This is a genomic window from Longimicrobium sp. (assembly GCF_036387355.1).
In the GTDB taxonomy this organism is placed as follows: Bacteria; Gemmatimonadota; Gemmatimonadetes; order Longimicrobiales; family Longimicrobiaceae; genus Longimicrobium.
Genome location: NZ_DASVTX010000288.1, coordinates 1 through 23,285, shown reverse-complemented (window position 1 = coordinate 23,285; position 23,285 = coordinate 1). Strand labels below are relative to the sequence as shown.

At 70.2% G+C, this 23,285-nt stretch carries 24 protein-coding genes and 1 pseudogene; 9 read left to right on the top strand and 16 right to left on the bottom strand.

Annotation, left to right across the window (positions count from 1 at the left end; translation table 11 throughout):
* The first annotated feature begins 162 nt into the window (after positions 1-162).
* Both VF665_RS12405 and VF665_RS12400 read left to right on the top strand, forming a co-directional pair.
* Positions 163-1,419 (top strand): putative DNA modification/repair radical SAM protein, encoded by a 1,257-nt coding sequence (locus VF665_RS12405; protein ID WP_331053739.1) that lies wholly within the window; start codon positions 163-165, stop codon positions 1,417-1,419.
* A gap of 264 nt (positions 1,420-1,683) precedes the next feature.
* A complete protein-coding gene (locus tag VF665_RS12400) occupies positions 1,684-2,535 on the top strand; it encodes a TIGR03915 family putative DNA repair protein (protein ID WP_331053738.1) in 852 nt (283 codons plus the stop codon).
* 50 nt (positions 2,536-2,585) lie between these two features.
* Here VF665_RS12400 and VF665_RS12395 read toward each other — a convergent pair whose 3' ends face one another.
* The 6 genes from VF665_RS12395 to VF665_RS12370 all read right to left on the bottom strand — a co-directional run bounded on the left by VF665_RS12395 (position 2,586) and on the right by VF665_RS12370 (position 5,912).
* A complete protein-coding gene (locus tag VF665_RS12395; protein ID WP_331053737.1) occupies positions 2,586-3,350 on the bottom strand; it encodes a hypothetical protein in 765 nt (254 codons plus the stop codon).
* A gap of 298 nt (positions 3,351-3,648) precedes the next feature.
* The gene (locus tag VF665_RS12390; RefSeq protein ID WP_331053736.1) at positions 3,649-4,218 is read right to left on the bottom strand and encodes a type II toxin-antitoxin system YhaV family toxin; all 570 of its coding nucleotides are present in this window, start codon (positions 4,216-4,218) and stop codon (positions 3,649-3,651) included.
* Positions 4,187-4,621 carry a type II toxin-antitoxin system PrlF family antitoxin gene (locus VF665_RS12385; protein WP_331053735.1) on the bottom strand — a complete coding sequence of 145 codons (435 nt, stop codon included), beginning with the start codon at positions 4,619-4,621 and terminating at the stop codon, positions 4,187-4,189. The genes VF665_RS12390 and VF665_RS12385 overlap by 32 nt, the downstream gene beginning before the upstream one ends.
* A 269-nt stretch (positions 4,622-4,890) precedes the next feature.
* Complete coding sequence (locus VF665_RS12380; RefSeq protein ID WP_331053734.1) at positions 4,891-5,172, bottom strand: hypothetical protein; 282 nt, start codon at positions 5,170-5,172, stop codon at positions 4,891-4,893.
* Positions 5,173-5,224: 52 nt separating this feature from the next.
* The gene (locus VF665_RS12375; RefSeq protein ID WP_331053733.1) at positions 5,225-5,578 is read right to left on the bottom strand and encodes a response regulator; all 354 of its coding nucleotides are present in this window, start codon (positions 5,576-5,578) and stop codon (positions 5,225-5,227) included.
* Positions 5,579-5,726: 148 nt separating this feature from the next.
* Entirely contained in the window at positions 5,727-5,912 is a 186-nt protein-coding gene (locus VF665_RS12370) for a hypothetical protein (protein WP_331053732.1), read from the bottom strand.
* 141 nt (positions 5,913-6,053) lie between these two features.
* Between VF665_RS12370 and VF665_RS12365 the strand changes: the two genes are divergently transcribed.
* The 7 genes and pseudogenes from VF665_RS12365 to VF665_RS12335 all read left to right on the top strand — a co-directional run bounded on the left by VF665_RS12365 (position 6,054) and on the right by VF665_RS12335 (position 13,487).
* Positions 6,054-6,581, top strand: coding sequence for a GNAT family N-acetyltransferase (locus tag VF665_RS12365; protein ID WP_331053731.1), 528 nt, complete (start codon positions 6,054-6,056; stop codon positions 6,579-6,581).
* Positions 6,581-7,513 (top strand): D-glycerate dehydrogenase, encoded by a 933-nt coding sequence (locus VF665_RS12360; protein WP_331053730.1) that lies wholly within the window; start codon positions 6,581-6,583, stop codon positions 7,511-7,513. The genes VF665_RS12365 and VF665_RS12360 overlap by 1 nt, the downstream gene beginning before the upstream one ends.
* Positions 7,513-8,841, top strand: coding sequence for a glycerate kinase (locus tag VF665_RS12355; RefSeq protein WP_331053729.1), 1,329 nt, complete (start codon positions 7,513-7,515; stop codon positions 8,839-8,841). Before VF665_RS12360 ends, VF665_RS12355 begins: the two co-directional genes overlap by 1 nt.
* A gap of 128 nt (positions 8,842-8,969) precedes the next feature.
* Entirely contained in the window at positions 8,970-10,424 is a 1,455-nt protein-coding gene (locus VF665_RS12350) for a pyridoxal phosphate-dependent decarboxylase family protein (RefSeq protein WP_331053728.1), read from the top strand.
* Between the two features lie 646 nt (positions 10,425-11,070).
* Positions 11,071-12,213, top strand: a pseudogene (locus VF665_RS12345) (methyl-accepting chemotaxis protein); the annotation flags it as partial.
* A gap of 23 nt (positions 12,214-12,236) precedes the next feature.
* Entirely contained in the window at positions 12,237-12,944 is a 708-nt protein-coding gene (locus VF665_RS12340; protein WP_331053726.1) for a hypothetical protein, read from the top strand.
* Positions 12,945-13,274: 330 nt separating this feature from the next.
* Positions 13,275-13,487: a cold shock domain-containing protein gene (locus tag VF665_RS12335; protein WP_331053725.1), complete on the top strand. Its 213-nt coding sequence runs from the start codon at positions 13,275-13,277 to the stop codon at positions 13,485-13,487.
* Positions 13,488-13,720: 233 nt separating this feature from the next.
* On the opposite strand, the gene VF665_RS12330 is transcribed toward VF665_RS12335, so the two are convergent.
* The 10 genes from VF665_RS12330 to VF665_RS12285 all read right to left on the bottom strand — a co-directional run.
* Entirely contained in the window at positions 13,721-14,590 is an 870-nt protein-coding gene (locus VF665_RS12330; protein WP_331053724.1) for an RNA methyltransferase, read from the bottom strand.
* Positions 14,591-14,595: 5 nt separating this feature from the next.
* On the bottom strand, positions 14,596-15,081 hold the full coding sequence (locus VF665_RS12325; protein ID WP_331053723.1) for a hypothetical protein: 486 nt from the start codon (positions 15,079-15,081) through the stop codon (positions 14,596-14,598).
* Positions 15,082-15,085: 4 nt separating this feature from the next.
* Positions 15,086-16,228, bottom strand: coding sequence for a sensor histidine kinase (locus tag VF665_RS12320; RefSeq protein WP_331053722.1), 1,143 nt, complete (start codon positions 16,226-16,228; stop codon positions 15,086-15,088).
* On the bottom strand, positions 16,225-17,571 hold the full coding sequence (locus tag VF665_RS12315; protein ID WP_331053721.1) for an HD domain-containing protein: 1,347 nt from the start codon (positions 17,569-17,571) through the stop codon (positions 16,225-16,227). The genes VF665_RS12320 and VF665_RS12315 overlap by 4 nt, the downstream gene beginning before the upstream one ends.
* A gap of 1,112 nt (positions 17,572-18,683) precedes the next feature.
* A complete protein-coding gene (locus VF665_RS12310; RefSeq protein ID WP_331053720.1) occupies positions 18,684-19,559 on the bottom strand; it encodes a sulfurtransferase in 876 nt (291 codons plus the stop codon).
* 172 nt (positions 19,560-19,731) lie between these two features.
* Positions 19,732-19,905, bottom strand: a complete 174-nt coding sequence (locus tag VF665_RS12305) for a hypothetical protein (RefSeq protein WP_331053719.1) — start codon at positions 19,903-19,905, stop codon at positions 19,732-19,734.
* A gap of 207 nt (positions 19,906-20,112) precedes the next feature.
* Positions 20,113-20,370 (bottom strand): CDGSH iron-sulfur domain-containing protein, encoded by a 258-nt coding sequence (locus VF665_RS12300; protein ID WP_331053718.1) that lies wholly within the window; start codon positions 20,368-20,370, stop codon positions 20,113-20,115.
* A gap of 51 nt (positions 20,371-20,421) precedes the next feature.
* The gene (locus tag VF665_RS12295) at positions 20,422-21,084 is read right to left on the bottom strand and encodes a sulfite exporter TauE/SafE family protein (protein WP_331053717.1); all 663 of its coding nucleotides are present in this window, start codon (positions 21,082-21,084) and stop codon (positions 20,422-20,424) included.
* Between the two features lie 153 nt (positions 21,085-21,237).
* Positions 21,238-21,924, bottom strand: coding sequence for an energy transducer TonB (locus tag VF665_RS12290; protein ID WP_331053716.1), 687 nt, complete (start codon positions 21,922-21,924; stop codon positions 21,238-21,240).
* Positions 21,925-22,088: 164 nt separating this feature from the next.
* On the bottom strand, positions 22,089-23,285 hold a 1,197-nt coding region (locus tag VF665_RS12285), incomplete at its 5' end, for a bifunctional metallophosphatase/5'-nucleotidase (protein WP_331053715.1).

Genomic DNA, 23,285 nt, shown 5'->3' with positions numbered 1-23,285 from the left:
CCACCCCCGCGTGCTCCGCGTGAACAAGTGCTGTTCCCGCAATCACATGCGCAGGGGAACGGCTGTCCGGCCACGTTGTACAAAGCGTTGACGCCGCGCACGTTGCGGCGCTATCTTTCGGCGTCTGTTCGGACGCGGGAAACCTGCAGCGGGGCGTGGTGGATGGAGATCGCGGGCAAGCTCGCCGTCCTGGCCGACGCGGCCAAGTACGACGCCTCGTGCAGCAGCAGCGGGGCCAAGGGACGCAAGGGCGGCAAGAACGGCCTGGGCAGCACGGAGGGAACGGGAATCTGCCACAGCTACACGCCCGACGGCCGGTGCGTGTCGCTGCTCAAGATCCTGCTCACCAACGTGTGCATCTACGACTGCCAGTACTGCATCAATCGCCGCAGCAGCGACGTGCAGCGCGCGCGGTTCACCGTGCAGGAAGTGGTGGACCTCACGCTGGACTTCTATCGCCGCAACTACATCGAAGGATTGTTCCTGAGTTCCGGCATCATCCGCTCCGCCGACTACACGATGGAGCAGCTGATCCAGGTTGCGCGAACGCTGCGGCAGGAGCACCGGTTCGCGGGGTACATACACCTCAAGACCATTCCGGACGCCTCGCCGGAGCTTCTGGACCAGGCGGGGCGGTGGGCCGACCGGCTGAGCATCAACGTGGAGCTGCCCACGCAGGAAAACCTGGACCGGCTGGCGCCTGAAAAGAAGCTGGTGCAGATCACCGGCGCCATGACGCGGATGAGCGACCGCATCGCGGAGGCAAAGGAGGAGCGCTCCCCGTCGCGGCCGCTGGCGCGCTTTGCCCCCGCCGGCCAGAGCACGCAGATGATCGTGGGCGCCACGGACGCCACGGACGCCACCATTCTGCACACCGCGTCGTCGCTGTACACGGGGCCGCGGCTCAAGCGCGTGTACTACTCCGGCTTTTCGCCCATTCCGGACTCGTCGTCCACGCTGCCGGTGATTCCCACGCCGCTGGTGCGCGAACACCGCCTGTACCAGGCGGACTGGCTGATGCGGTTCTACGGCTTCGAGGCGACGGAGCTTACGACGGCGGAGGCGCCCAACCTGGACCTGAACCTGGATCCCAAGGTGTCGTGGGCGCTGCGCAACCGGGAGCGCTTTCCCGTGGACGTGAACCGCGCCTCGCGCGAGGAGCTGCTGCGTATTCCGGGGCTGGGCGCGCGCAACGTAAAGCGCATTCTGGGGGCGCGTGCGTGGCGGCAGGTGCGGGTGGATGACCTGCGGCGCTTGGGGATTCCCCTGCGGCGCGCGCTTCCGTTCCTGATCACGGCGGACCACCGGCCCACGCTCATTGGCCCCGACTCGCTGGACCTGCAGGACCGCATCGCGCCCAAGCGCGCGCAGATCGACCTGTTCGAGTCCGCGCGCGCGGCGGTGCACGGGGAACTGTAAAGGCTGACGCCCGACGTGGCGTCCGGCGCATTCCGGGCTCTTCCCCGGCCCCTCCCCGTGCAAACAGACGCACGGAGAGGGGAGAACTACACCGATTCGCCGGGCTTTCGCGCAGTTGAAGCCTCGAACGGCGCCTGTGGGCGACGTGTCGAGGCTTACCGCCGGTCGAGCGGCGGATTCATCCGCTCAGGATCACCGAGGGTATCACGTACTCCGCACTCCGCACTCACGCACTCAGCACCCAGCACTCACGCACTCCGATCGATGAAATCCGTCTCCTTCACCCCGACCTTCGACGGCTGGCGCGCCGTTGCGCGGCGGCTGATCGTGGACGGGGTGGAGCCGCGCGGCATCGCGTGGGAGCCGGCGGGCGGGGAGCAGCCCTCGCTGGGGCTGGCGGACGACGGCGGGGCGGGGGCGGAGGTGCGCGAGTTCCGCGTGCCGCGCCGGTTCGTGGAGATCGCGCGGATGGTGGCGTGGCACCGCGACCCGGAGCGCTGGGCCCTGCTGTACGGCGTGCTGTGGCGGGTGATGAATGGCGAACGCGCGCTCATGGACGTGGCCACGGATCCGCACGTGCACCAGCTTCTGCGGATGGAAAAGGCGGTGCGCCGCGAATCGCACAAGATGAAGGCGTTCGTGCGGTTCCGCGCCGTGGAGCACGAGGGCGGCACGCACTACGTCGCCTGGTTCGAGCCGGAGCACGATGTGGTGGAGCACACCGCGCCCTTCTTTGCCGAGCGCTTCGCCTCCATGCGCTGGTCCATCCTGACGCCGCTCCGCTGCGTGCACTGGGACGGAGCGTCGGTCTCCTTCACTCCCGGCGTGCCCAAGTCCGAGGCGCCGGACGCGGACCAGCTGGAGGGGCTGTGGCGGACGTACTACGCCAGCACCTTCAACCCCGGCCGTGCGCGCCCCGGAGCCATGCGCGCCGAAATGCCGCTGCGCTACTGGAAGAATCTCCCCGAAGCGCAGCTCATCGCGCCGCTGCTTCACGACGCCCCCGCCCGCGTGCGCCGCATGATCGAGCAGCAGTCCACCGAGCTCAAGCGCGAGCGGCGGCGGCGAGATCTCGGCGAACCTGAGGCGGTCGGCGACGAATCGGGATCTCGATAGGCGGCGTCCTTGCTTGGCGCACGGGTCCGTGTCCAGTGATGCGTGAATGACTACCTGCGCGTCTCCTGGTAGATGCGCGCTCTCAGACATCGGCGATAATCATCCGAGACGACTTCGGACAAACGCTCTGTTGCTCGTGCCACACGCGCCGTCTCAGGGCTCATCCAGTCCAGCAGTTGAAGAATGTTATCGCGGTCGCCGGCGAGATTGGGACGCGCCCAGATTGGCTCATGGTGAAAAGCCCGGTTGCGAAGCTGCCGGAGGCCGTTCAGCCGGCCGCTGATTGTGGGGAGCGCGATCCTGGACGGCGCATACGGAAATACCTGGGTGAAACCGTGCGGCCATAGCCGCCGGTCCCGGCTGTTCTGAAACAGATAGTGTCTGCTGAACAAACCGGTCCAGAACCCGAAATCAAGCGCGGCCACGAGATCTCCGCCGTTGTATGCGCCCGACCGGTGTTCCAGCGCTCCGGGCCGCTTGGCGGATCGGAAGAGTTTCTTCTTCGCGTTCTCAACCTCCTGAACGGCGTACGGGGTCAGGTGCGGAGGGTCCGCGTCCAACCACGAGGCTATGTGTCTGGTGCCATGCAGCGGGTACGAGGACGCGCCATGATCGTAGACTCTGTTGCGAAGCACGATCTCCAAGAAGTGGAGCAGCGGGTAGAACGCCTCGCAGATTGACACGTTCCAGGTGTAGCGTGCGAGCCGCTCCCAGCGGCGCTCCGTTGTGGACGCTGCAAACCGATGCAGGCGTGCGCTGGACAGGACGGCCTCCACCCGGCCCACAAAGGCATCTTGTTTCGCACTCGCAGCCATGCTATCTTATTTGGACTGAGCCCGGATGATCCACTGCTTCGGCAAGGTCCCGGGACCCGTTCTGCCCGACAGCGCTCTTCGGAGCCCTGTCGGGTTTTTTTGTCTGTGATCGACCGGGCCCGGATCTCCGGATGGTAAGCTGGTTGGGTGGTGTCCGCAATGTCCGCTGAAGTGGACTGGTATCGCGACCCAAAGCACTTTGAGGGTAACGGTTTGCGCGGTGTCGGCTTTGGTATGCAAACAGCCCCGCGCCACTCCCATCGAGTGGCGCGGGGCTGCGCGGTTCTGCCGGTGTCGGTCAGCGTTCCGGGTTGCCGTTCATCCGGGCCAGAATCCGTTTGAGCTTTTGGATGGTCTCTCTTGAACTGCACTCCTTCACGAGCGCATCCCAGTCGTCCGGCGGATTGTCGTTGTCCAGCTTCTGCGCAAAGACTCGGTAGGCATCGGTGGAACTTCCGTAGGTGCGCGGGCTGCGTTCGTCGTTCACCCACGCAAAGATCAGCACCCTGTCGGCGAGACGGTACCGAAAGAACAGCCGGTACCGTCCGTTGCCGAACCTCGCGCGGAACCAGTGTTTTCTGCGTTTGCTCAGGGTTCCGCCGTGCCTGTACATCTCGCGGCCGGGATCCTGGGGAACGTCTACGAACATGAGCTGTCTCAGGTTCGCCAGGATGCGGGCAGGCTGCGATGCGGGCGGCCGGTCGGGATGCCGGCGCGTCTCCTTCTCCACCGCCGAAATCAGCTTCTCGAGTTGAAGAAGCAGTGCCGGATGAAACCCGATCCGCCAATCGTTCACAACCAGCAGGTCGGTACCCGGTTCGGCGGCAGGGCTGTTTTCAGATTTCGAACTCCCCTTCGATGGGGGCATCGTAGTCGACCTCGATTCCGGCGGTCAGGTCCTCCAGGTAGGCGGCGAACCCACGCGTGGCAAAAACAACCCGCTCCTTGTTCGCTGCGATGTCGTCTTCAAGAAGGGCCAGAAAGCCGTCCAGCGCCGGGTCTTCTTCGTCCGCCGTCACCTTGCGGATGATGACCTGATCCTGCTCGATCTGGTAGGCGATCTGATCTCCCGCCCGAAGTCCGAGCGCCTTGCGAACTCCGCTCGGCAACGTGGTCTGCGACCGCGCCGTCACCTTGCTGGCCAGGAACGGCATCGCTCCTTCCGGCATTGTCGGGGCGTGCTTCCGTGGATTGGGCTTCACGGCGGCCTTCTTCAACGAACGAGTTTTTGGCTTCGCCGTCTGGCTGGAACGGTCGGCCTGCTTCGGCACGGGAACCTCTTCGAACGCGTGTGCAATGCATTTGCATTGTACGCTAACCGGGCGATCGAAGCGGCGCAAGCACATTCCGCGGGCTCTCCCTCATGGTACGGGCGCACCGGTGCTGTCCGCAATGTCCGGGCGGCCCGGCTGCCAGGTGCGGTTCAAGTTACTGAAGGAAAGCGGTTTGCGCGGTGTCGGCTTCGGTATGCAAACAGCCCCGCGCCACTCCCATGGAGTGGCGCGGGGCTGCTGCTTCTGTTGTCAGGTGCGGAGACTTCCTACGGATCGCTGCAGTCGCGTTTGTAGCCGCAGTTGGGGCAGACGATCTTGCAGTTGTGGTCGTACATCGCGGTGCCGCACAACTCGCACTCGTGCACGGACGGGATCTCGCGCTTGATGAACAACGGCGCGCTCCGCTCCACGGCCGGCGGCGCGTCCGTGGGTGGCGGATCATCCGACGTCGCCCGATCCGCCGGCGGCGCGGCACCGGCGGACTGGGCCGCGGACGAGCGCGCCGCGTGCAGGCGTGCGCACCAGCTCGGATCGGCGAAGTGGCTCATGCGAGTCGGGAAAAGAGTCGTCGGGCCGGGATGGATGTGGAGCGAGGGAGGGTCAGTTGGGGGCGCCGACCCGCCGCTGCACCTCTTCCAGCAGCCGACGGGGGTCGCACGGCTTGTTCAGCCAGCCATCGCAGCCGGCATCGCGCGCGCGCTTTCCCACCGAGCCGTACGGGTGCGCGCTCACGATTACGATGGGAATGTCCGAAGTCTCAGGGTCGCCCTTGAGCACCGCCGTCGCCTCGATGCCGTCCAGCCCCGGGACGGAAATGTCCATCAGGATCAGGTCCGGGTGCACCTCGCGCGCACGCCGCAGCCCTTCCAGCCCATCGCCCGCCGCCACCACGCGGTACCCCTGGTGCTCCAAGTACGCCGTAGTGATGGCGCGCATTTCCAACTGATCTTCCACGATCAGCACAGTACGGGGAGGAGCCCCGTGCAGAGCAGTTCTCATCAGATATACCTCCGGAGCCTGCAGCAAAGGTACAACCGACAAGTCGTTGTGCGCCATGGTCTAAGCCAATGTTTTCACCTGATACGGTAGCAGGGATCAGGCGCTACTCGCGGGAGGCGCGCTCAATGACGAGAATCTGCGGATCCAGCTGGTCGACTTCTTCCTGCCGCCCGTCGTCCCAGCGAACGACGGCGTAGAGCGCGAGGGCGTCCACCACGCTCCCCTCGCTTCCCGTCGCGTGGCGCACCACGTCGCCCGTCCGCATGAAGTGCGCGGACTCCAGTTGCATCGTTCGCCGCTCCCGGTGTGGTGAGTGGGTGGCCGCGACCGCCGCGGCGCGGGGACAACTTGACGCCCCAAGGCGCCCCGGGGCAACTTCCCCGGCCGCCGCGCCCGCCCGGGCCGGCCCTGTCACCGCGGAACACACACGATGGTGGACGCCCCGCTGGAAATCGAGACCGACCGCCTGCTCCTGCGCACGCTCGGGCCGGGGGAGGAGGCCGCGCTGCAGGAGATGTTCACGCGGTGCGCGGACCACTTCCGCATCCTTTCCGGGCTCCCCGCGCCGGACCCGGACGCCGCCGCGCGCGAGATCGCCGGGTGCGCGGCCACGCCGGGGCGCGACGTGGCGCTGCTGAGCCTGGTGCAGACGGGCGAGGCCGTGGGCGCCATCGGCTGGTGGGCGGGCAATCCCGAGGCGGACAAGGCGCTCATCGGCATGGTGATGATCGCCCCCGAGCACCGCCGCCAAGGGCTGGCGCGGGAGGCGCTTTCCGGGCTGCAGGTGTGGCTGGTGGGGCGGGGTATGCGCGCGCTTCGGACCGCCTTTCAGCGCCGCCGCCTCCCCGTGCACCCCATCGTGCGCGGGCTGGGGTTCCGGGAGATGAGCATTCGCGACCACGCCGCGCTGGGCCTGGGATCCGCCGGCATCAGCCTGTGGGAAAAGCCGCTCGCCTGATGGCGCGAATCGTCTGCACCTTCACCCTGCCTGACGAAGCGGTCGATCTCCTGCGCCCGCTCGGCCCGATCGCCGGGCCGGAGGGGTGGCGCGAGTCGCTGGCGGACGCGGAGGCGCTGCTCTGCCTGATGACCGAGCGCGTGGACGCCGATCTGCTCGCCGCCGCGCCGCGTCTCCGCATTGTGGCGAACGCCGTCGTCGGCTACGAGCACGTGGACCTCGCCGCCTGCCGCGCGCGGGGCGTCACCGTCACCAACACGCCCGGCGTGCTCACGGACGCCACGGCGGACGTGGCGTTCGCGCTCATCCTCGGCACGCTGCGCGGGGTCTCGTCCGCCGAGCGCAGCGTGCGGGAGGGCGGCTTCGACGGGTGGCGGTTCGATGGCTACCTGGGCGCGGACCTGGCCGGCCGCACGCTGGGAATCTACGGGATGGGGCGCATCGGGCAGGCGGTGGCGCGGCGGGCGGCGCCGTTCGGCATGCGCGTCATCTACCACTCCCGCACGCGGCTGGACGCGGCGGCGGAGGCGGCGCTCGGCGCACGGTGGGTGGAGTTCGACGAGCTGCTGTCGTCCAGCGACGTGCTGAGCCTGCACGCGCCTTTGACCCCGCAGACGCGCCACGTGATCGACGCGGACGCGATGCTGCGGATGCGGCGCGGCGCGTTCCTCATCAACACCGCGCGCGGCCCGCTGGTTGACGAGGCGGCGCTGGTGGACGCGCTGCGCGACGGGCATCTCGCGGGGGCGGGGCTGGACGTGTACGAGCGCGAGCCGGCCGTCCATCCCGGCCTGCTGGACCTGCCCAACGTGATGCTGCTTCCCCACATTGGCTCCGCGACGGTGGAGACGCGCGGACGGATGGCGATGCTGGCCGCGCGCAACGTCCACGCGGTGCTTTCCGGCCAGCCCCCGCTCACGCCGGTGGGCTGATGGACGAGCGCCGCGCCGCCGCCCTACGCATCTTGGACGCCGCCCTTCGCGCCGCGGACCCGCGTGCCGCCGTCCTCCGCGCGCTCGCCATCGACGGCACCCGGTTGCGCGTGGCGGACCAGGAGGAGATCGACCTGAAGGTGGTGGACCGCGTGCTGCTGGTGGGCGCGGGAAAGGCGGCTGTGGGGATGGCGCGCGGCGCGCTGGAGGTGTTCGGCGGATGGATCGCGGAGGGCTCCCTGACCACGCGCCATGGCGGCGGCGCGGACCTGCCCGGCATCGAGGTGTGGGAGGCGGCGCATCCCGTTCCCGACACGGGCGGGCTGGCCGGCGCCGCGGACGCGCTCCGTCTCGCGCGCGCCGCGGGGCCGCGCGACCTGGTGCTCTGCCTGCTGAGCGGCGGTGCGTCGGCGCTGTGGCCGGCGCCGGTGGCGGGGGTGTCGCTCTCCGACCTGCAGCGGGTGACCGAGCGCCTCGTCCGCTGCGGCGCGCCGATCGCGGAGATCAACTGCGTCCGCAAGCACCTGTCGCGCATCGCGGGCGGGCGGCTTGCGCAGGCGGCGGCCCCCGCGCGCATCGTCACGCTCGCCATCTCCGACGTGGTGGGCGGCGCGCTGGACGCCATCGGATCCGGCCCCACCGTGCCCGATCCCACGACCTACGAGGACGCGCTGGAGGTGCTGGACCGGTGGGAGGTGGACGCGCCCGCATCCGTGCTCGCACACCTGCGCCGGGGCGACGCGGGGCAGATCGCGGACACGCCCGACGACTTCGACCCCGCGTTCGCGCGCGCCTCCGCGTACGTGATCGCGAGCAACGCCGACGCCCTGCGCGCGGCGGCGGACGAGGCGGCGCGCCTGGGCTGGGATGCGCGCGTGGTGGCGGATGACGTGGAGGGCGACGCGCGCTCCGTGGGCGAGCAGGTGGCGCGCCTGGGGCTGGAAACGAGAGCGGAACGTTCGCCGCGCCCCATCGCGCTCCTGCTGGGCGGAGAGACGACGGTGGCGGTAAAGGGTGGCGGCCGCGGCGGGCGCAACCAGGAGCTCGCGCTGGGCGCCGCCCTGGAACTGAGCGGCGAATCCGGCATCCTGGTGGCCAGCGCCGCGACGGATGGCGTGGACGGCCCCACGGACGCGGCGGGCGGCTTTGCGGATGGCGGCACGGTGGCGCGTGGCGAGGCGGCCGGGCTGGACGCGGACGACGCGCTGCGCCGCAACGACGCGTATCCCTTTCTGCGCGCGGCGGGCGACCTGATCGTCACCGGCCCCACGGGCACCAACGTCAACGACATCATCGTCGTCCTTGTCGATCCCGCATCGCCGGACTGAAAAAGACTGCTCACATCGGGCGGAGGAACAAGAGACAGCAACGAGCCGCTGTTCCGTCGTTCTCCCTCTGTGTCTCCGTGCCTCTGTTAGAGATTGCAGTTCGTCATCATCACCGAAAGCACGTACGCATGAGCAGCACGCGAGAATACGGTGACATGCCGGCCGAGGAGTTCCGCCGCCATGCGCACCAGGTGGTGGACTGGATGGCGGACTACCTGGCCGGCGTCGGCGAGTATCCCGTCCTCGCGCAGGTGCGCCCGGGCGAGGTCGCGGCGCGGCTCCCGGCCTCCGCGCCAGACGCGGGCGAACCGGTAGACGACATCCTGCGGGACTTCCGGGACGTCATCATCCCCGGGGTGACGCACTGGAATCACCCGGACTTCTTTGCGTACTTCAGCATCACGGGGAGCGGCCCGGGGATTCTGGGCGAAATGCTGGCGGCCGCGCTGAACACCAACGCCATGCTGTGGCGCACCGGCCCCGCGCAGACGGAGCTGGAAGAGCGCACCCTGGACTGGCTGCGGCAGATGATGGGGCTGCCGGAGGGCTTCCACGGCACCATTCAGGACACCGCCTCCATCAGCACGCTCATCGCCATCGCGGCGGCGCGCGAGGCGGCGGGGCTGGACGTGCGCGAGGAGGGGATGAGCGGGCGCGACCTGCCCCGGCTGCGCGTCTACGCGTCGGAAGAGGTGCATTCGTCCATCGAGAAGGCGGGGATCACCCTGGGCCTCGGGCGCGCGGGAACCCGCAAGATCCCGACGGATGACCGCTTCCGGATGGATCCCGCGGCGCTGGAGCGCGCCATCGCCGAGGACCGCGCGGCGGGAATCCTCCCGCTTGCCGTCATCGCCACGACGGGAACGACGTCGACGAGCAGCATCGACCCGGTGCGTGAGATCGCGGACGTGTGCGAGCGGCAGGGCGTGTGGCTGCACGTGGACGCGGCGTACGGGGGATCGGCGGCGCTGGTGCCGGAGCTTCGCGGCGTGCTGGACGGGGCGGAGCGCGCGGACTCGCTCGTGGTGAATCCGCACAAGTGGATGTTCGTTCCCATCGACTGCTCGGTGCTGTTCACGCGCCGGCCGCAGATCGTGCGCCGCGCCTTTTCCCTCGTCCCCGAGTACCTGGTGACGCCGGAGGGCGAGGGCGTCACCAACCTGATGGACTACGGGCCCGCGCTGGGCAAGCGCTTCCGCTCGCTGAAGCTGTGGATGACGCTGCGCTACTTTGGCGCGGAAGGGATGGCCTCGCGCATTCGCGAGCACGTGCGCCTCGCGCGGCTGCTGGCGGAGTGGATCGACGCGGAGCCGGAGTGGGAGACGGTGGCGCCGGTGCCGCTGAGCCTGGTCGTCTTTCGCCACGCGCCGCGCGGGCTGGACGACGCGCAGGCGGACGCGCACAACGAGCGCATCCTGGCGGCCGTGAACGCCGGCGGGCGCGCGTACCTGAGCCACACGCGCGTGCGGGGCCGGCTGGCGCTGCGCTTCGCCATCGGCAACCTGCGCACGACGGAGGCGCACGTTCGCGACGCGTGGAGTCTGCTCCGCCGTACGGCAGCAGAAACGACGGCGGATGCTTGACACCGTCCCGCACTCCGCGCGAGAATGACGGAGCCGTACCGCGCCCCGCCCGGGGCGCTCCCCGCCGTTCCCGCCCCGCAGGATCGCTCCCGTGCAAAGCTCTTCCACCGACTTCGACCAACTGTTTGCCCGTGAGCGCTGGACGGTCATGCGCGAGCGGCACCGGCAGGCCATCCGCATGCGCTGGTTCCTCGTGGTGCTCGCCGTGGGGATGGCGGCCGTGGGGCAGGCGACGGGCTCGCTTTCCATCACCCTGAACCAGGCGCTGGCCCTCAGCGCGGTGAACGTGGCCGCGAATGCCATCGTCTGGCGGCTGGAGCGCAGCGGCCGCTTTGCTCCCTGGCAGTTCTGGGGCGTGCAGGCCGTGGACACGCTGGTGCTCTCCGTGTTCGCCGCCTTTCTGGGCGAGCGCGGCTACCTGATCCTTCCCTATCTCGTCTTCGCCGTCGGCGGCTACGCGCTGGGAATGCCGCGCGCCGCACGGATGCAGCTCCTTCAGGGCGCCATCGGCTACGCGATCGGGCGCTGGTTCGGGCTCGAGGGGCGGGGCGGAGCGGAAGCGTGGGTCATCGTCCTGGAACTGCTCTTTCTGCTGGGCACCGGATGGCTGGCCATGCAGGGCCCCATCGCCTACACCCGGCGGCTGCGGCGCGTGCGGCAGGCGCTGGCCCGCGCGCAGGAGGGCGACTTTACCACCCGGCTTCCGGACCGCCACCTGGACGACATCGGATTCCTGTCCGTCTCCGTGAACGCCATGTCGCAGACCGTGGGCGAGATGGTGCGGCAGATCCAGGAGAACGCCCGCGCGGTCGCCTCGCTCAGCGAAGTGCTTGCGGGCACGGTGGATGAAGTGCAGTCCGCCGCGCGGGTGATCGGCGACAACGCCACCGCGGTGGCGGACGAGGCGGCGCAGCAGATGGAGCTGCTGGGCGGCAGCGAGCGCGCGGTGGACGCGCTGGCGGCGGAGAGCTCAGCGCTGCGCGCGGAGGCCACGCAGTCCACCGAGGTCGCGCGCGGGCTGCGGGTGGAAGCGGAGGCGCACGCGGAGCGGGTGGAGCGCGCCGGCTCGCTGCTGGTGGGCTTTGGGGACGACTACCGGCGGCTGGAACTGGCGGTGGACGCGCTGGAGGCGGCCGGGGCGCGGGTGAGCGGGTTCGTGAGCGCCATCCAGGAGATCGCGGAGCAGACCAACCTGCTCGCCCTGAACGCCGCGATCGAGGCCGCGCGCGCGGGGGAGCAGGGGCGGGGATTCGCGGTTGTGGCGGGAGAAGTGCGGCAGCTCGCCGCGCAGTCCGCCAGTTCCGCGGCGGAGGTGTCCGCCGTGGTGGAGCAGACGGCGCATGCCCTGGCGGAGGTGCGGGAGCGGCTGCACGCGGGCGGCGCGCGCATCGGCGGGGTGGGCGAAGTGGCGGGTGCCGGGCGCGATTCGCTCGGCAGCATCGTGGCGGGGCTGGGGCGCACGGTGGACTTCATCGAGCGCATTACGGGGGACGTGGACCGGCAGGCGGAATCCATGACGGCGCTGCGCACGGACGTGGCCCGCGTGCGCGCCATCGCCGGCACCTCGCTGGAGCGCGCCCGCCGGGGCGCCGCCGCCGCGGACGAGCAGCGCCGCGCGATGGAGCACCTGGCGGAAACCACGCAGCGCACCGCGGGTACGGCGGGGACGCTGGACGCCCTGGCCGCCCGCTTTCGCGCCGCGGAGGCGGGGCCGGCCGTGGAGCCGCGCATGGTTCCCGCGTCCGCCGCGCCCGCGCCGCGCGAACCCGCCCTGGCCGCGGCCACCTGATTTCGTTCGACCGTGAGGTGCCCATGATCCCCGATCCCCCTTCCGCCGGCGACGGCCGCTCCGGACCCGCCGTGCGCGACCGGCTGGAACAGCTGGGCCAGCTTTCCGCGGAGCTGCTGCACGACCTGGCGGACGTGGCGTACGCGCTGGAGCAGCGCACCCGGCTGGCCGCGGCCGAGGCGCGCCGGGGACGTCCCGCGGTGGCGGAGCTGGAGCGCACGGTGGAGGCGAGCGCGGAGCTGGGCGCCATGCTGCGCGACACCATCGACACCCTGCGCGGCGCCGCGGTGTCGCCGGAGGTGGCGTGGGATCCGCGGGCCACGGTGGAGCGCGCCGTACGCCGCTTTGTGCCCGTCAGCGGGCCGGCGGAGGTGCGGCTGGTGTGCGACCTGCCGCCGGGGACCACCATGGGCGGGCGGGAAAGCTTTCTTTCGCGACTGGCGACGCACCTGCTGCTGGGGGCGGCGCGGCGGTCGCGCGGGCACGTGCTGGTGGAATTGACGGTGGACCCGGCGGACACTTCCGGGATCCTGCTTTCCGTGTGCGACGACGGGCCCGCGCCGGAGGGGAGCGCGCCTGCGCCGCACCCGCGGCCGTCCGCGAGCGACGGGTGGCGGCCGGGCATCGTATCGTGGCTGGTGGGGCAGCTGAACGGAGGGGTGCGCAGCCGCCCCGCGCGGGCGCCCGGCGGGTCCGGGCTGGAGATCCGGCTCCCGGCCCGTGTCCCCTGAGGAGCGATGCGGGGTGGATTGGACGATTTTTCTTGACAAAGCTCGGCGCGCCTCTTATCTAGGCGCAGCAACACGGCACAACCTCCGCACGTGGCCCCGCTGGCAGCCCAGAACGTCCCCGGTCAATCCCGCACCATCCGGTTTCCCGAAGGACCAGACTCCCAGCTTCACCGAGTGGATTCGCGGCCGTCCGCACTGGCGGATGCGCCGAGCCTACATAGCGTTCCCCGTCCGGGGAACGATCGCCGCGCGCCGGGACGGTCCGGCGCCGGACACCGGCGCGGATAAGCCGCGCCTCGTACATGCTCACCGCAGCAGCAGGAGTAGGAGATGGATCGTTCGACCGGGAAGGTCAAGTGGTTCAATGACGCCAAGGGCTTCGGCTTCATTGAGCGCGATGGTGGCAGGGACCTGTTCGTGCATTTCTCCGCCATCAAGCAGGAAGGCTTCAAGTCGCTGACCGAGGGCGAGACGGTGGAGTTCGACATCGTCGATGGCCCGAAGGGTCCGGCTGCCGAGAACGTGACCCGCGTCGGCGCCTGATTGCTGCGGTAGAAGCTGCGATTCGCGGCTGACGCCGTTGTCTGAGGGATGAGAAAAGGCCGGAGCGGCGACGCTCCGGCCTTTTCGTGTTTCTGTTGCTGTGGAAACGGCTATCCTCTAACAGAGGCACAGAGACACAGAGGAGGAGAACCCCCACCGAAGCCAGGAATGCTCGATGATCCTGTTTCTCCCTGTTTTTTTCTCCGTGTCTCTGTGCCTCTGTTAGAGCCCAATCAGGTTTCCGTTGGCGGGCCCTCGCCCAGGCCGGTGCGGAAGTCGCGCGGCTCGCCCTCGGGGGGCAGGCCTCCGACGCGGCGGACGTACTTGACCACTTCGATGGCCATGGCGCGAAGGAAGCCGGCTTCGCGCTGGTCCGGGTCCGCGCGGCGCACCAGCTCGCGAAAGGTCCGCATCACGCTTTCCGTCTGCCGGCTCTTGAAGAAGTCCACCGCCCACAGCGCGCGCTCGGAATCCTGGAACAGGCGCTCCAGCATGGCGATGTCCGCCGGCGGGGCGTCCCGGCGCGGCGGGCGGAACTCCAGATCCGCGCCCTCGGCCGCCATCCACATCTCGTACGCCATCACCAGCACCGCCTGCGCCAGGTTCAGCGACGCGTGGTGCGAGGTGGGGATGATGCAGGTGCGGTGGCACAGGTCCAGTGCCTCGTTGCTCAGCCCGTGGTCTTCCCGCCCGAACAGCAGCGCCACGGGGCCGGTCTCCCCCGCCGCAGCCGCCGCGCCGCGCGCCAGCAGTTCCGGCGCGATGGCCCGCGGCCGCGCCACGGCCCGCTTGGCCCGGCGTGGGCGCGCCGTCATTCCCACCACGTACGAGCAGTCGCCCAGCGCGCTCTCCAGCGAATCGTGGATCTCCGCGCGCGCCACCACGTCCTGTGTGCCGTGCGCGATCCCCTCGATGCGGTACGGGTCCCACAGTTCCGGCTGAATCAGGCGGATGCGGCTCAGCCCGAAGTTCTTCATCGCGCGGATGGTGCCCGCGATGTTCACGTAGTCCTGCGTCTGCCACAGGACCACCACGATCCCCTCCAGCGCCGCGCGCCCCGCGCCGCCCTGCCCGTCGTCCGGGGCTTCGTCCAGATCCGTCATCTCCCTCAATCCGTTCCGGGAGCAGGCAGCGCCGCCTCGCCGCCGCCGCTCCAGTGCACCGCCGCGCTGTCCAGCGGAATGGGAACCACCCACTGCCGCGTTCCCTCCAGGTCGGCCAGGTACGCGAACACCGTCCGTGCCTCCGTCGGCTCCAGCCGCGCCTCGGCCGTGAACGCGCCGCCGGCCACGGTGACTTCCGTGGGCCCGTACAGCACGTTGTGCCCGTCCTCCACCGAAAGCTGCAGCACCTCCGCGGAGCGGGTGCGGCCTGCGAGCGTGTAGACGCCCGGCTGCACCCTCCGCACCACGACCGTCAGCCCGGTATCCGACACGGGCGTGCTCATCCGCGGTGGCGCGATGGCCGTATCCACGCCCGCGGACTGGTTCACAGAAGGCGGAACGCTGTCAGTGGTCGATCGGCCGTCCGGTGCTTTCGCCCGGTCGCACGCGGCGAGCAGGATGGCGGCCAGCGCAATGGAAAGGGTGCGCATCGGTTCAGCTCCGAGCTGGCGGGGCGGGGGGATGCGCGGGGATGCAGACGGTGAAGGTGGTGCCTTCCGCGTTGCTGCGCGCCTCCACCGTGCCGCCGTGCTCGCGCACGATGCGCCGGCAGATGAACAGGCCCAGCCCCGTTCCCTCTTCGCCCGCCTTGGTCGTGAAAAGCGGGTCGAAGATGCGCGGCAGCAGTTCCGGCGGAATCCGCGGCCCGTCGTTCCAGAACTCCACCACCACGTCGCGGTCGTCCGCGGAGGCCGGGACCGCCCGCGCGGTGACGCGAACCGTGCCCCTCTCCCCCACGGCCTGCTCCGCGTTGACGAGGATGTTCAGGAACACCTGCTGAAGCTGGTGCCCGTCCCCGCTGATGATCGGCAGGTCGTCGGCCACGTCCACCTGCAGGTCCACGCCGCCGGTGGCCAGCTTGCGCGTCCGCATCCCGAGCGTGGCGTGCAGCACCTGCGCGACGTCCACGGGTATGCGCTCCGCCGGGTGCCGCCGCGCAAAGTTGAGCATGTCGGCCACGATGTGCGCGCACCGGTCCACCGCCGCCAGGATCTCGGCCAGGTGCTCCGCCGTTTGCGGGTCCTGCACGCGCCGCTGCAGCACCTGCGCGTGCCCGCTGATGACGGCAAGCGGATTGTTCAGGTCGTGCGCCACGCCGCCGGCCAGCAGCCCGAGCGTAAAGATCTTGTCGCGCTCGGCCAGGTGCTCTTCCATCTCCTGCCGCTCCGCCCACAGCCGCTGCGTGCGCAGGTGCGACTCGATGCGCGCCCGCAGCTCCGCGCCGCGGAACGGCTTGCCCACGTAGTCGCTGGCCCCGGCGTCGAATGCGGCGTAGATGCTTTCCGGGTCCGTCCGCGCCGTCACCATCAGGATGGGGAGGCGCAGCGCGTCCCACCGCTGGCGGGCGGAGTGGCACACCTCCAGCCCGCTGATGCCGGGGAGCATCCAGTCCAGCAGCAGCAGGTCCGGCGGCCCCTGCTCGTCCAGAATGCGCAGCGCCGTTTCGCCGTCGGGCGCCACGGTGACGCGGTAGCCGGAGTGCTCCAGAATCATCCGCAGCACCCGTGCGGCGGACGGATCGTCTTCCGCCAGCAGCAGGTGCGCACCGGCGCCGGCCAGCCGCTCCGCGTCGCTCACAGCAGCGGCTCCGGGCCGGCGAGGCGCGCGGCCGCCTCCGCCTCGGGCAGGGACAGGAGCGCGATCAAACGGTCCTCCGGAATTTCGCGCCGCTCGGTGGTAAAGACGCGGAAGGCGCGGGCGCTCAGGTACAGGTCGTCCGACACGCGCGGCAGGTGCAGCCCCGCGCGCCCGCCATGGTCCGAAAGCCGCTGCACGGCGCCTGCGCGGCGCAGCAGGAGCAGGTTCAGCCCCAGCATCCTTGGTTTTTCCGGATAGTCCACCAGCACGCACCCTTCGTCCAGCCCCAGCTCCGACGCCAGCCGCGCCTCCAGCGCGCCGCGCAGGTCCGGACGCGCGCCGATCCAGGCGTCGCCGGGAAGGCCGCGCAGCTCGTCCGCGGGAACCTCCATGGCCCGCTTGGGAAGGCGGCGGCGGCGCACGGCGGGGATCCACCGCTCCGCCACGCGCCGGCTGGCCGGGTCCTCGCGCCCCTCGGCCCGCAGCTCCAGAATGGTCATCAGCCGCTCGTCGGACTGCCCCACCAGCTCTTCCGCCGTCACCACGCCGCCCAGCAGCGCGTCGTGCACCAGCCGCTTGTACAGCGCCGTGGCCGAGCGGACCGCGTGGTGCCAGTAGACGTTGCGGAACATCTGGTACTTGGAGAAGAGCAGCGATTCCAGCGCGGACAGCCCTTTTTCGTGGATGCCGATTTCTACCCGCCCCGTCCGCGGCTCGGGGAGCAGGGTGATGGCGTTCAGTAGCCGGTCCACGTCCACCTCGCCGTACGGCACGCCGCAGAAGCGCGCGTCGCGGCGCAGGTATTCAAGCTTGTCCAGGTCCAGGCTCCCCGACACCAGCCCCTGCAGCGGAGATGCGGAGCGGCCGCGGATCAGGTCGGCGATGCGCGCCGGGGCGTCGGGGGACAGTTCCAGGAGCGCGGCGCGGATGCCGTCCGCGTCCAGAAAGCGGCCGGCGAGCTCCTCGTGGTCGGCGCTCACCAGTTCCTCGCCCAGTTCTTCCAGCGCGTGCGAGAACGGGTAGTGCCCGATGTCGTGCAGCAGCGCGGCGTACGGCACGATGCGGCAGTCCACCGGATCCACCCCCGCCAGTTCGCCGCGCTCGCCCAGCACGCCGAGCGCCATGCGGGCCAGGTGGTACACGCCGAGCGCGTGGTCGAACCGGGTGTGCGTGGCGCCGGGGTACACCAGGTACGCCAGCCCCAGCTGCCGGATGTGGCGCAGCCGCTGGAATTCGGGCGTGTCGATAATCCGGAGCGCCACCGCGTCCAGACGAATGGTGTTCCAGAGCGGGTCGCGTACGACCTCGAACTCGCGCGGGGGCTCGGATGCGGGTAGGCTCATGCGGGGGCGGAGTGTACCCGCGCGGGCGGAGCGCGTCAAGCGATTCCGCGCGATGCGATCCGACCCGGCCACGTTGGGAACAGATGGGATGGTTGGAGGGGGAGCCGGGTGAAGGAGGCGGAGTTCCACGGCGGCCCCCACCCGGGCCGGCACCACCGGCCCACCCTCCCCCAAAACGGACTGGGGGAGGGCTGGTGGACGAATGGATCGGTGCGGGCTGAGCGGATGAATCCGCCGCAACAACGGCTGAAAGCCTCACGGTACTAGCTGTGAGGCTGTGCCTGCGCGGGGTCGGCGTCCGGCGCGGGGAGCGGGCAGGGCTGAGCGAATGAATTCGCCGCGACAACGACGGAAAGTCCCCCCCAACAGACGGGGGGACTTCACCTGCACTCTCCGGAGCACACCGATCCGCAGTTCTCCCCTCTCCGTGCGGCAGTTTGCACGGGGAGGGGCCGGGGGAGGGGCCCGCGCGGAGCGCGGCGCCGTTCCCGCCCGAAGCCCTCCTGAGGGGATGAATCCGCCGCTCGAGAAGCGGTAAGCCCCGACTCGTGGCCGCTGACGCGCCCACGATCGAGGCTTCAACCGATTACATATCGCTGGCGTCGTTTTCGCGCGTCCAGCGAGGTTGGAACGGGCGAAAAGTAGATCCTTCGTCGGCGCCACGGGTCGGCGCGGCGGTAAGTTCGTCCGGCGCCTCCTCAGGATGACAAGTCCTTTGGTACGCAATAGGTTACAGCTTCGTACCGCACGCCGCGACCGGGATGCGCACCGAAGCCGCGGATGCAGTCAGCGCAGGCGGCGCGAAGGCGGACTTCGTGTTTTTCGAGGCGCGGTTTCAACCGCCGGACAAGGCCCGAGGCCCCACGCCGAACCCTGCACCGCGCCGAACGGCTCCCCCTCTCCCGCGGAGCGGGCGGAGGGGGTTGGGGGGAGGGGGCCCCAGCCCCGCCGCACGACCCTCTCTCGACCGCACCGTGATTTGCCGTTCTCCCCTTTCCGCGTGGAGTTTGCACGGGGAGGCCTGGGAGAGGGTCCCAAGCTCTCGACGAGAACGGAAAACGGGGCGGCACCCGCAACCGGATGCCGCCCCGTCCTCCATCCATCCCGCAATCCTACCGCTCGATGGGCAGGCGCACCGCGTTGCCCCACTCCGTCCACGAGCCGTCGTAGTTGCGCACGTTCTCGTACCCCAGCAGGTACCGCAGCGCAAACCACGTGTGGCTGGAGCGCTCGCCGATGCGGCAGTAGGCGATGGTATCCTCGCCCGGGCGCAGGCCGGCGCCTTCCTCGTACAGCGCGCGCAACTCCTCCGCCGGGCGGAACTCGCCCGTGTCGGGATTCACCGCGCGCGCCCAGGGCACGTTGCGCGCGCCCGGAATGTGGCCGCCGCGCATGGCGCCTTCCTGCGGGTAGTCCGGCATGTGCAGCTTTTCGCCGCTGAACTCCTCGGGCGAGCGCACGTCGATCATCTGCCCCTTCCGCTTCACGTGCGCCAGCACGTCTTCGCGGAACGCGCGGATGGCGGAATCGTCGCGCACCGGCATCCGGTACTCCGTGGCGGGATACGAGGGCACTTCGTCCGTCATCCCCCGGTTCTCGTCCACCCACTTCTTGCGCCCGCCGTCCATCACCCGCACGCGCTCGTGGCCGAACAGGCGGAACACCCAGAGCGCGTACGTGGCCCACCAGTTGTTCTTGTCGCCGTAGAAGATCACCGTGGTGTCCGGCGTGATCCCCTTTTCCGACATGAGCCTGGCGAACGCCTCCGCGTTCAGGTAGTCGCGCATGTACTCGTCCTGCAGGTCCACGTGCCAGTCCAGGCGAACGGCGCCGGGAATGTGCCCCATGTCGTACAGCAGGACGTCTTCGTTGCTTTCCACCAGCCGGATGTCGGCGTCGGTCATGTGCGCGGCCACCCACTCGGTGGAAACGAGCGCCTCGGGGTGCGCGTAGCCGCGCCTTTCGATCGGCAGCGATCCGGTGGACATGTGTTCTCCTGTAGGGCAAGCGAGCGCCGCGCATCCATCCGCGGTTCCGGGGAGGCGGATGCTACCCGCGGGCGCGGGCACTGTCAAGCAAACGTCCTGTTCTCGGCATGCAGAACCGCCCGGCACCGTGTGGCGCCGGGCGGATCCGCGCATCTGCGTCCGCGTGCGTGGGTCAGTCGTTGCACCAGTAGTAACCGGAGCACGGGCAGTACGACTCCCACGTGCAGAACTCGTACGTGGGCGGCTTCATGTGCGCGTTCACCGTGCCCGGGCGCGGGTCGTCCTTTTCGCTCGGGCGGAACGAGACGACGTCGAGTTGCTCCACGGCCAGCTTCAGCTTCTTCATGGTGCCCTCCATCGGGGGGATGTGGATGTGCGGGGGATGGAGACGAATCGACTCCTTTGCCGCGCATATTTACGATGCAGGATTCGTGCTGGCGCTCTGGATGGGTGCAGGGCGAACGGGCGGCGCACGCAGTTCGCCACAAACGCACGAACCGCCCGGCGCCGTGTGGGCGCCGGGCGGCCGATGGTCTTGTCGACGACGGGCGGATCAGCTCGCGCCGCCCTCGGCTTCGCGCACGGCGCGCTCCGCGGCGGCAAAGCCGATCTTGCTGTGCGTGCCGTCGCAGAACGGCTTGTTCACCGACGCGCCGCAGCGGCACAGGTTGTACTTCTTGCCGGGCTCCAGGTTGTACTCCTGCCCGTCCGCGTCGATCAGGCGAAAGGGGCCTTCCACCAGGAACGGTCCGTTGTTCTTGGCCTTGATGGTCACCGCGGGCTGCGCCCCGGCTTCATTCATTTCCGACATCTCGTGTGTCCGCTGGTCAGGTTGGGTACCGCCATTCCGCGCGATCCGGCGTCAGGCCGGAAAGGCGGCGTTCACCATCCACAGAACGCCGATGCCGGCGCTTCCCACCGCGGTAAGCGCACGCAGCGCGCCGGACAGCGCCGGCCCGCGGTGCCCCGCATGGTCAAACACCAGCCCCGCCACTACGGCGTACAGCGCCATGGCCACCGTGGTCCCCACGCCGAACAGGAACAGGTAGCCTGCGGCCTGCAGCGGCGACCCCGCGGCCGTGGCGGAAACGGCCGCGACCAGCGGCGCCGTTCCCGACAGCCCGTGCGCCATCCCGACCCAGAGCGAGCCGTGCCGGTGCGAGTGGCCGTGCGCGTGCGCGTCGTCCGCCGGCGCACCCGCGTGGGCCATGCGGTGCGCGCGGTCGTGCAGCACGCTCCACAGCAGCCATCCGCCCAGCCCCAGCAGCATGGCGCCCACGCCGAATTCCAGTCCGCGGGCCAGCAGGTCCGGCAGGCGGATGTCGAGGGCGATCAGGATGCACCCCACCACCAGGATGGCGGCGGAGTGGCCGATGCCCCACCGCACCCCAAAGCCCACGGCCTGCAGCGGGCGCGGGCGGCGCGACACGAAGGTTGTGACGGCGGCCATGTGGTCCGGCTCCAGCGCGTGCGCAAAGCCGGCGACCAGGGCGGTGAGCGGGGCGAGAACCTGCAGCGAATCCATGATGCGGAGCGGGCGGAAACAAAGGGCGCGCCGCGGTGCGTGCGGCGCGCAAGTGTACCCGATCGGGGGCGGGCCGTCAACGACGGCCGCGCTTTCCAGGGGTCCCGGGGTGTGGCGCCACGGCCGCCGTCGTGCGCGCCTCCTCTCCGCGGTTCAGAAGCGCAGTGGATAGGTGACGAACGAGTCGAACGCGACGCCGTCCAGCGTGGCGGGAAGAAACTTCATCCGCGCCGCGATCTCTTCGACGTTGGCATCCAGATACGCATCGCCCGTGGGGCGCAGCACGGCAGCCCATGAAACCAGACCTTCACGGTTCACGACCAGTCGCAGCAGGGCCACGGGCCGGGCCGCTCCCTGCGCCTGCTGCGCCCGGAGTGGGTGCAAAACCATGAGCCGCGAGGTGATCTCGCTGATTTCGCTCACGTTGTCCAACTCGGGAACGCAGCGCTGCTTGCGCGGCGCCAGCACCGGCGTCTCCATCCCCGGGCGCAGCAGCGACTGAAAGGTGCGTCGCCGCGGCGTGGCGGTCAGGTACCGCTCCACGCGGGCGGTCACGGCGCGCGTCGTCGCCTCGTCCACCAGGGCGTCCAGAACGTGGATGTCGCGGCGGGTGCTGTCCTGGTCCACCATCACCAGCACGGGCTCCGTCTGCCCGCTGGCGCGGATCATGGTGTTCAGCTCGGCGTTCAGCGCCCGCTGGTCGCGCACCTGCGCCGGCGTGAGCACCTGCGCGGTGTCGGGCACGGCGGCGCAGCGCTGCGCCGGACCGGGAGCGGCCTGGGCGCGCACGGCCGGGGCAAGGACGACGGAGGCGAGAACCGCGGCGGAAAGCAGCTTCATGGAATGTCGCACGAGCGGAGGAGGAACGGATGTCGCCGCAAAATCTATCCACCCCCGTGCGCCCCGCCAACCCTCCGTCTTTCCCCCGTCCCCGACCCCCGTGCAGCCCCCGCGGTACCGGAGGAAGGCTGTTCAGCCGCGCCTGCGGACGCGAGCGGGGCAGCTCAGCGGACGATTCGCCAGCGCCCCACGGCCGGCGCGGCGACGGGCTGCGGCAGCGACTGCACGTACGCGATCAGCGCGTCCAGGTCGATCAGCGCCGTCCTCGTGGTGCGCCCCGCCGCCAGCGAGGTGTAGCGGTCGCCGCCGGTCGCCACGAACTCCGACAGCCCCAGCGTGACGCGGTCCGTGTCGCGCACCACGCGTCCGGACGACAGCCGGATCTCGCGGATGCGCGAGCCGGATGGCGCGGTGGAATCCCACGTGACCGTCATTCCGGAAACGTGTGCGTCCACGCGGCCGCCGGACACGGCGTTCTCCAGCGCCGCGCGAAGCTGCGCGCCGGTGACTTCCGTCGTCACGAGCGCGTTGGCAAAGGGCTGCAGCTCAAAGAAGTGGCCCCACGTCACCGTCCCCGCGGGAAGTTCCGCGCGGATGGATCCGTTGTTGATGATGGAGGCCTGCGCCCCCGTCTGAACGCGGAACGCGTCCGCCATCAGGTTGCCCAGCGCAAACTCGCCCCCCTCGCGGTCCAGTTCCGACCCCAGCCGGGCGATGGGGCGCTCCGTGAGCGGGCGCGCCTCGCGCTCGAACGCGGCCACGATGCGCGCCACCTGCGTGTCGGGCGTGACCTCGTCCGCGTACGGCGTGCGGATGGCGCGCGCGACCACCGCCGCGCGTCCGTCCCGCTTTTCCAGGTCCGTGATGCTGTAGGCCCGCGTGTACGACGACGCCTCGGCGATGGGAATACCGTTTTCCGTCGTCATCACCCGCGCGTGGCTGTGGCCGCCCACGATCAGGTCCACCGGCTCGGTGATGGCCCTCGCCACCTCCAGCAGTTCGCCGCTGCAGCCGGTGGAGAGCTCCTCCGGCGCGCGCCCGGGCTGCTCGCACAGTGCACCCACGTGCGCGGTGACGACCACGAAGTCCGCCCCGGCCGCGCGCGCCGCCCGGGCGGCCTCGTTGATGGCGGGCGCCTCGGGGCCGTACTCCAGCCCCGCCGTGCGCCCCACCAGCACCACCTCCGGCGTGGTCCGCAGCGCCACGCCAATGACGGCAATGCGCACTCCCCCGCGCTGCACCATCGTCCACGGCCGCACCCACGCCGGGTGCGTGCGCGTCCCCGCGACGAACAGGTTGGCCGCCAGCCAGGGGTAGCGGCTTTCGCCGACGCGGGCCGCCAGCGTGTCCTGCCCCCAGTC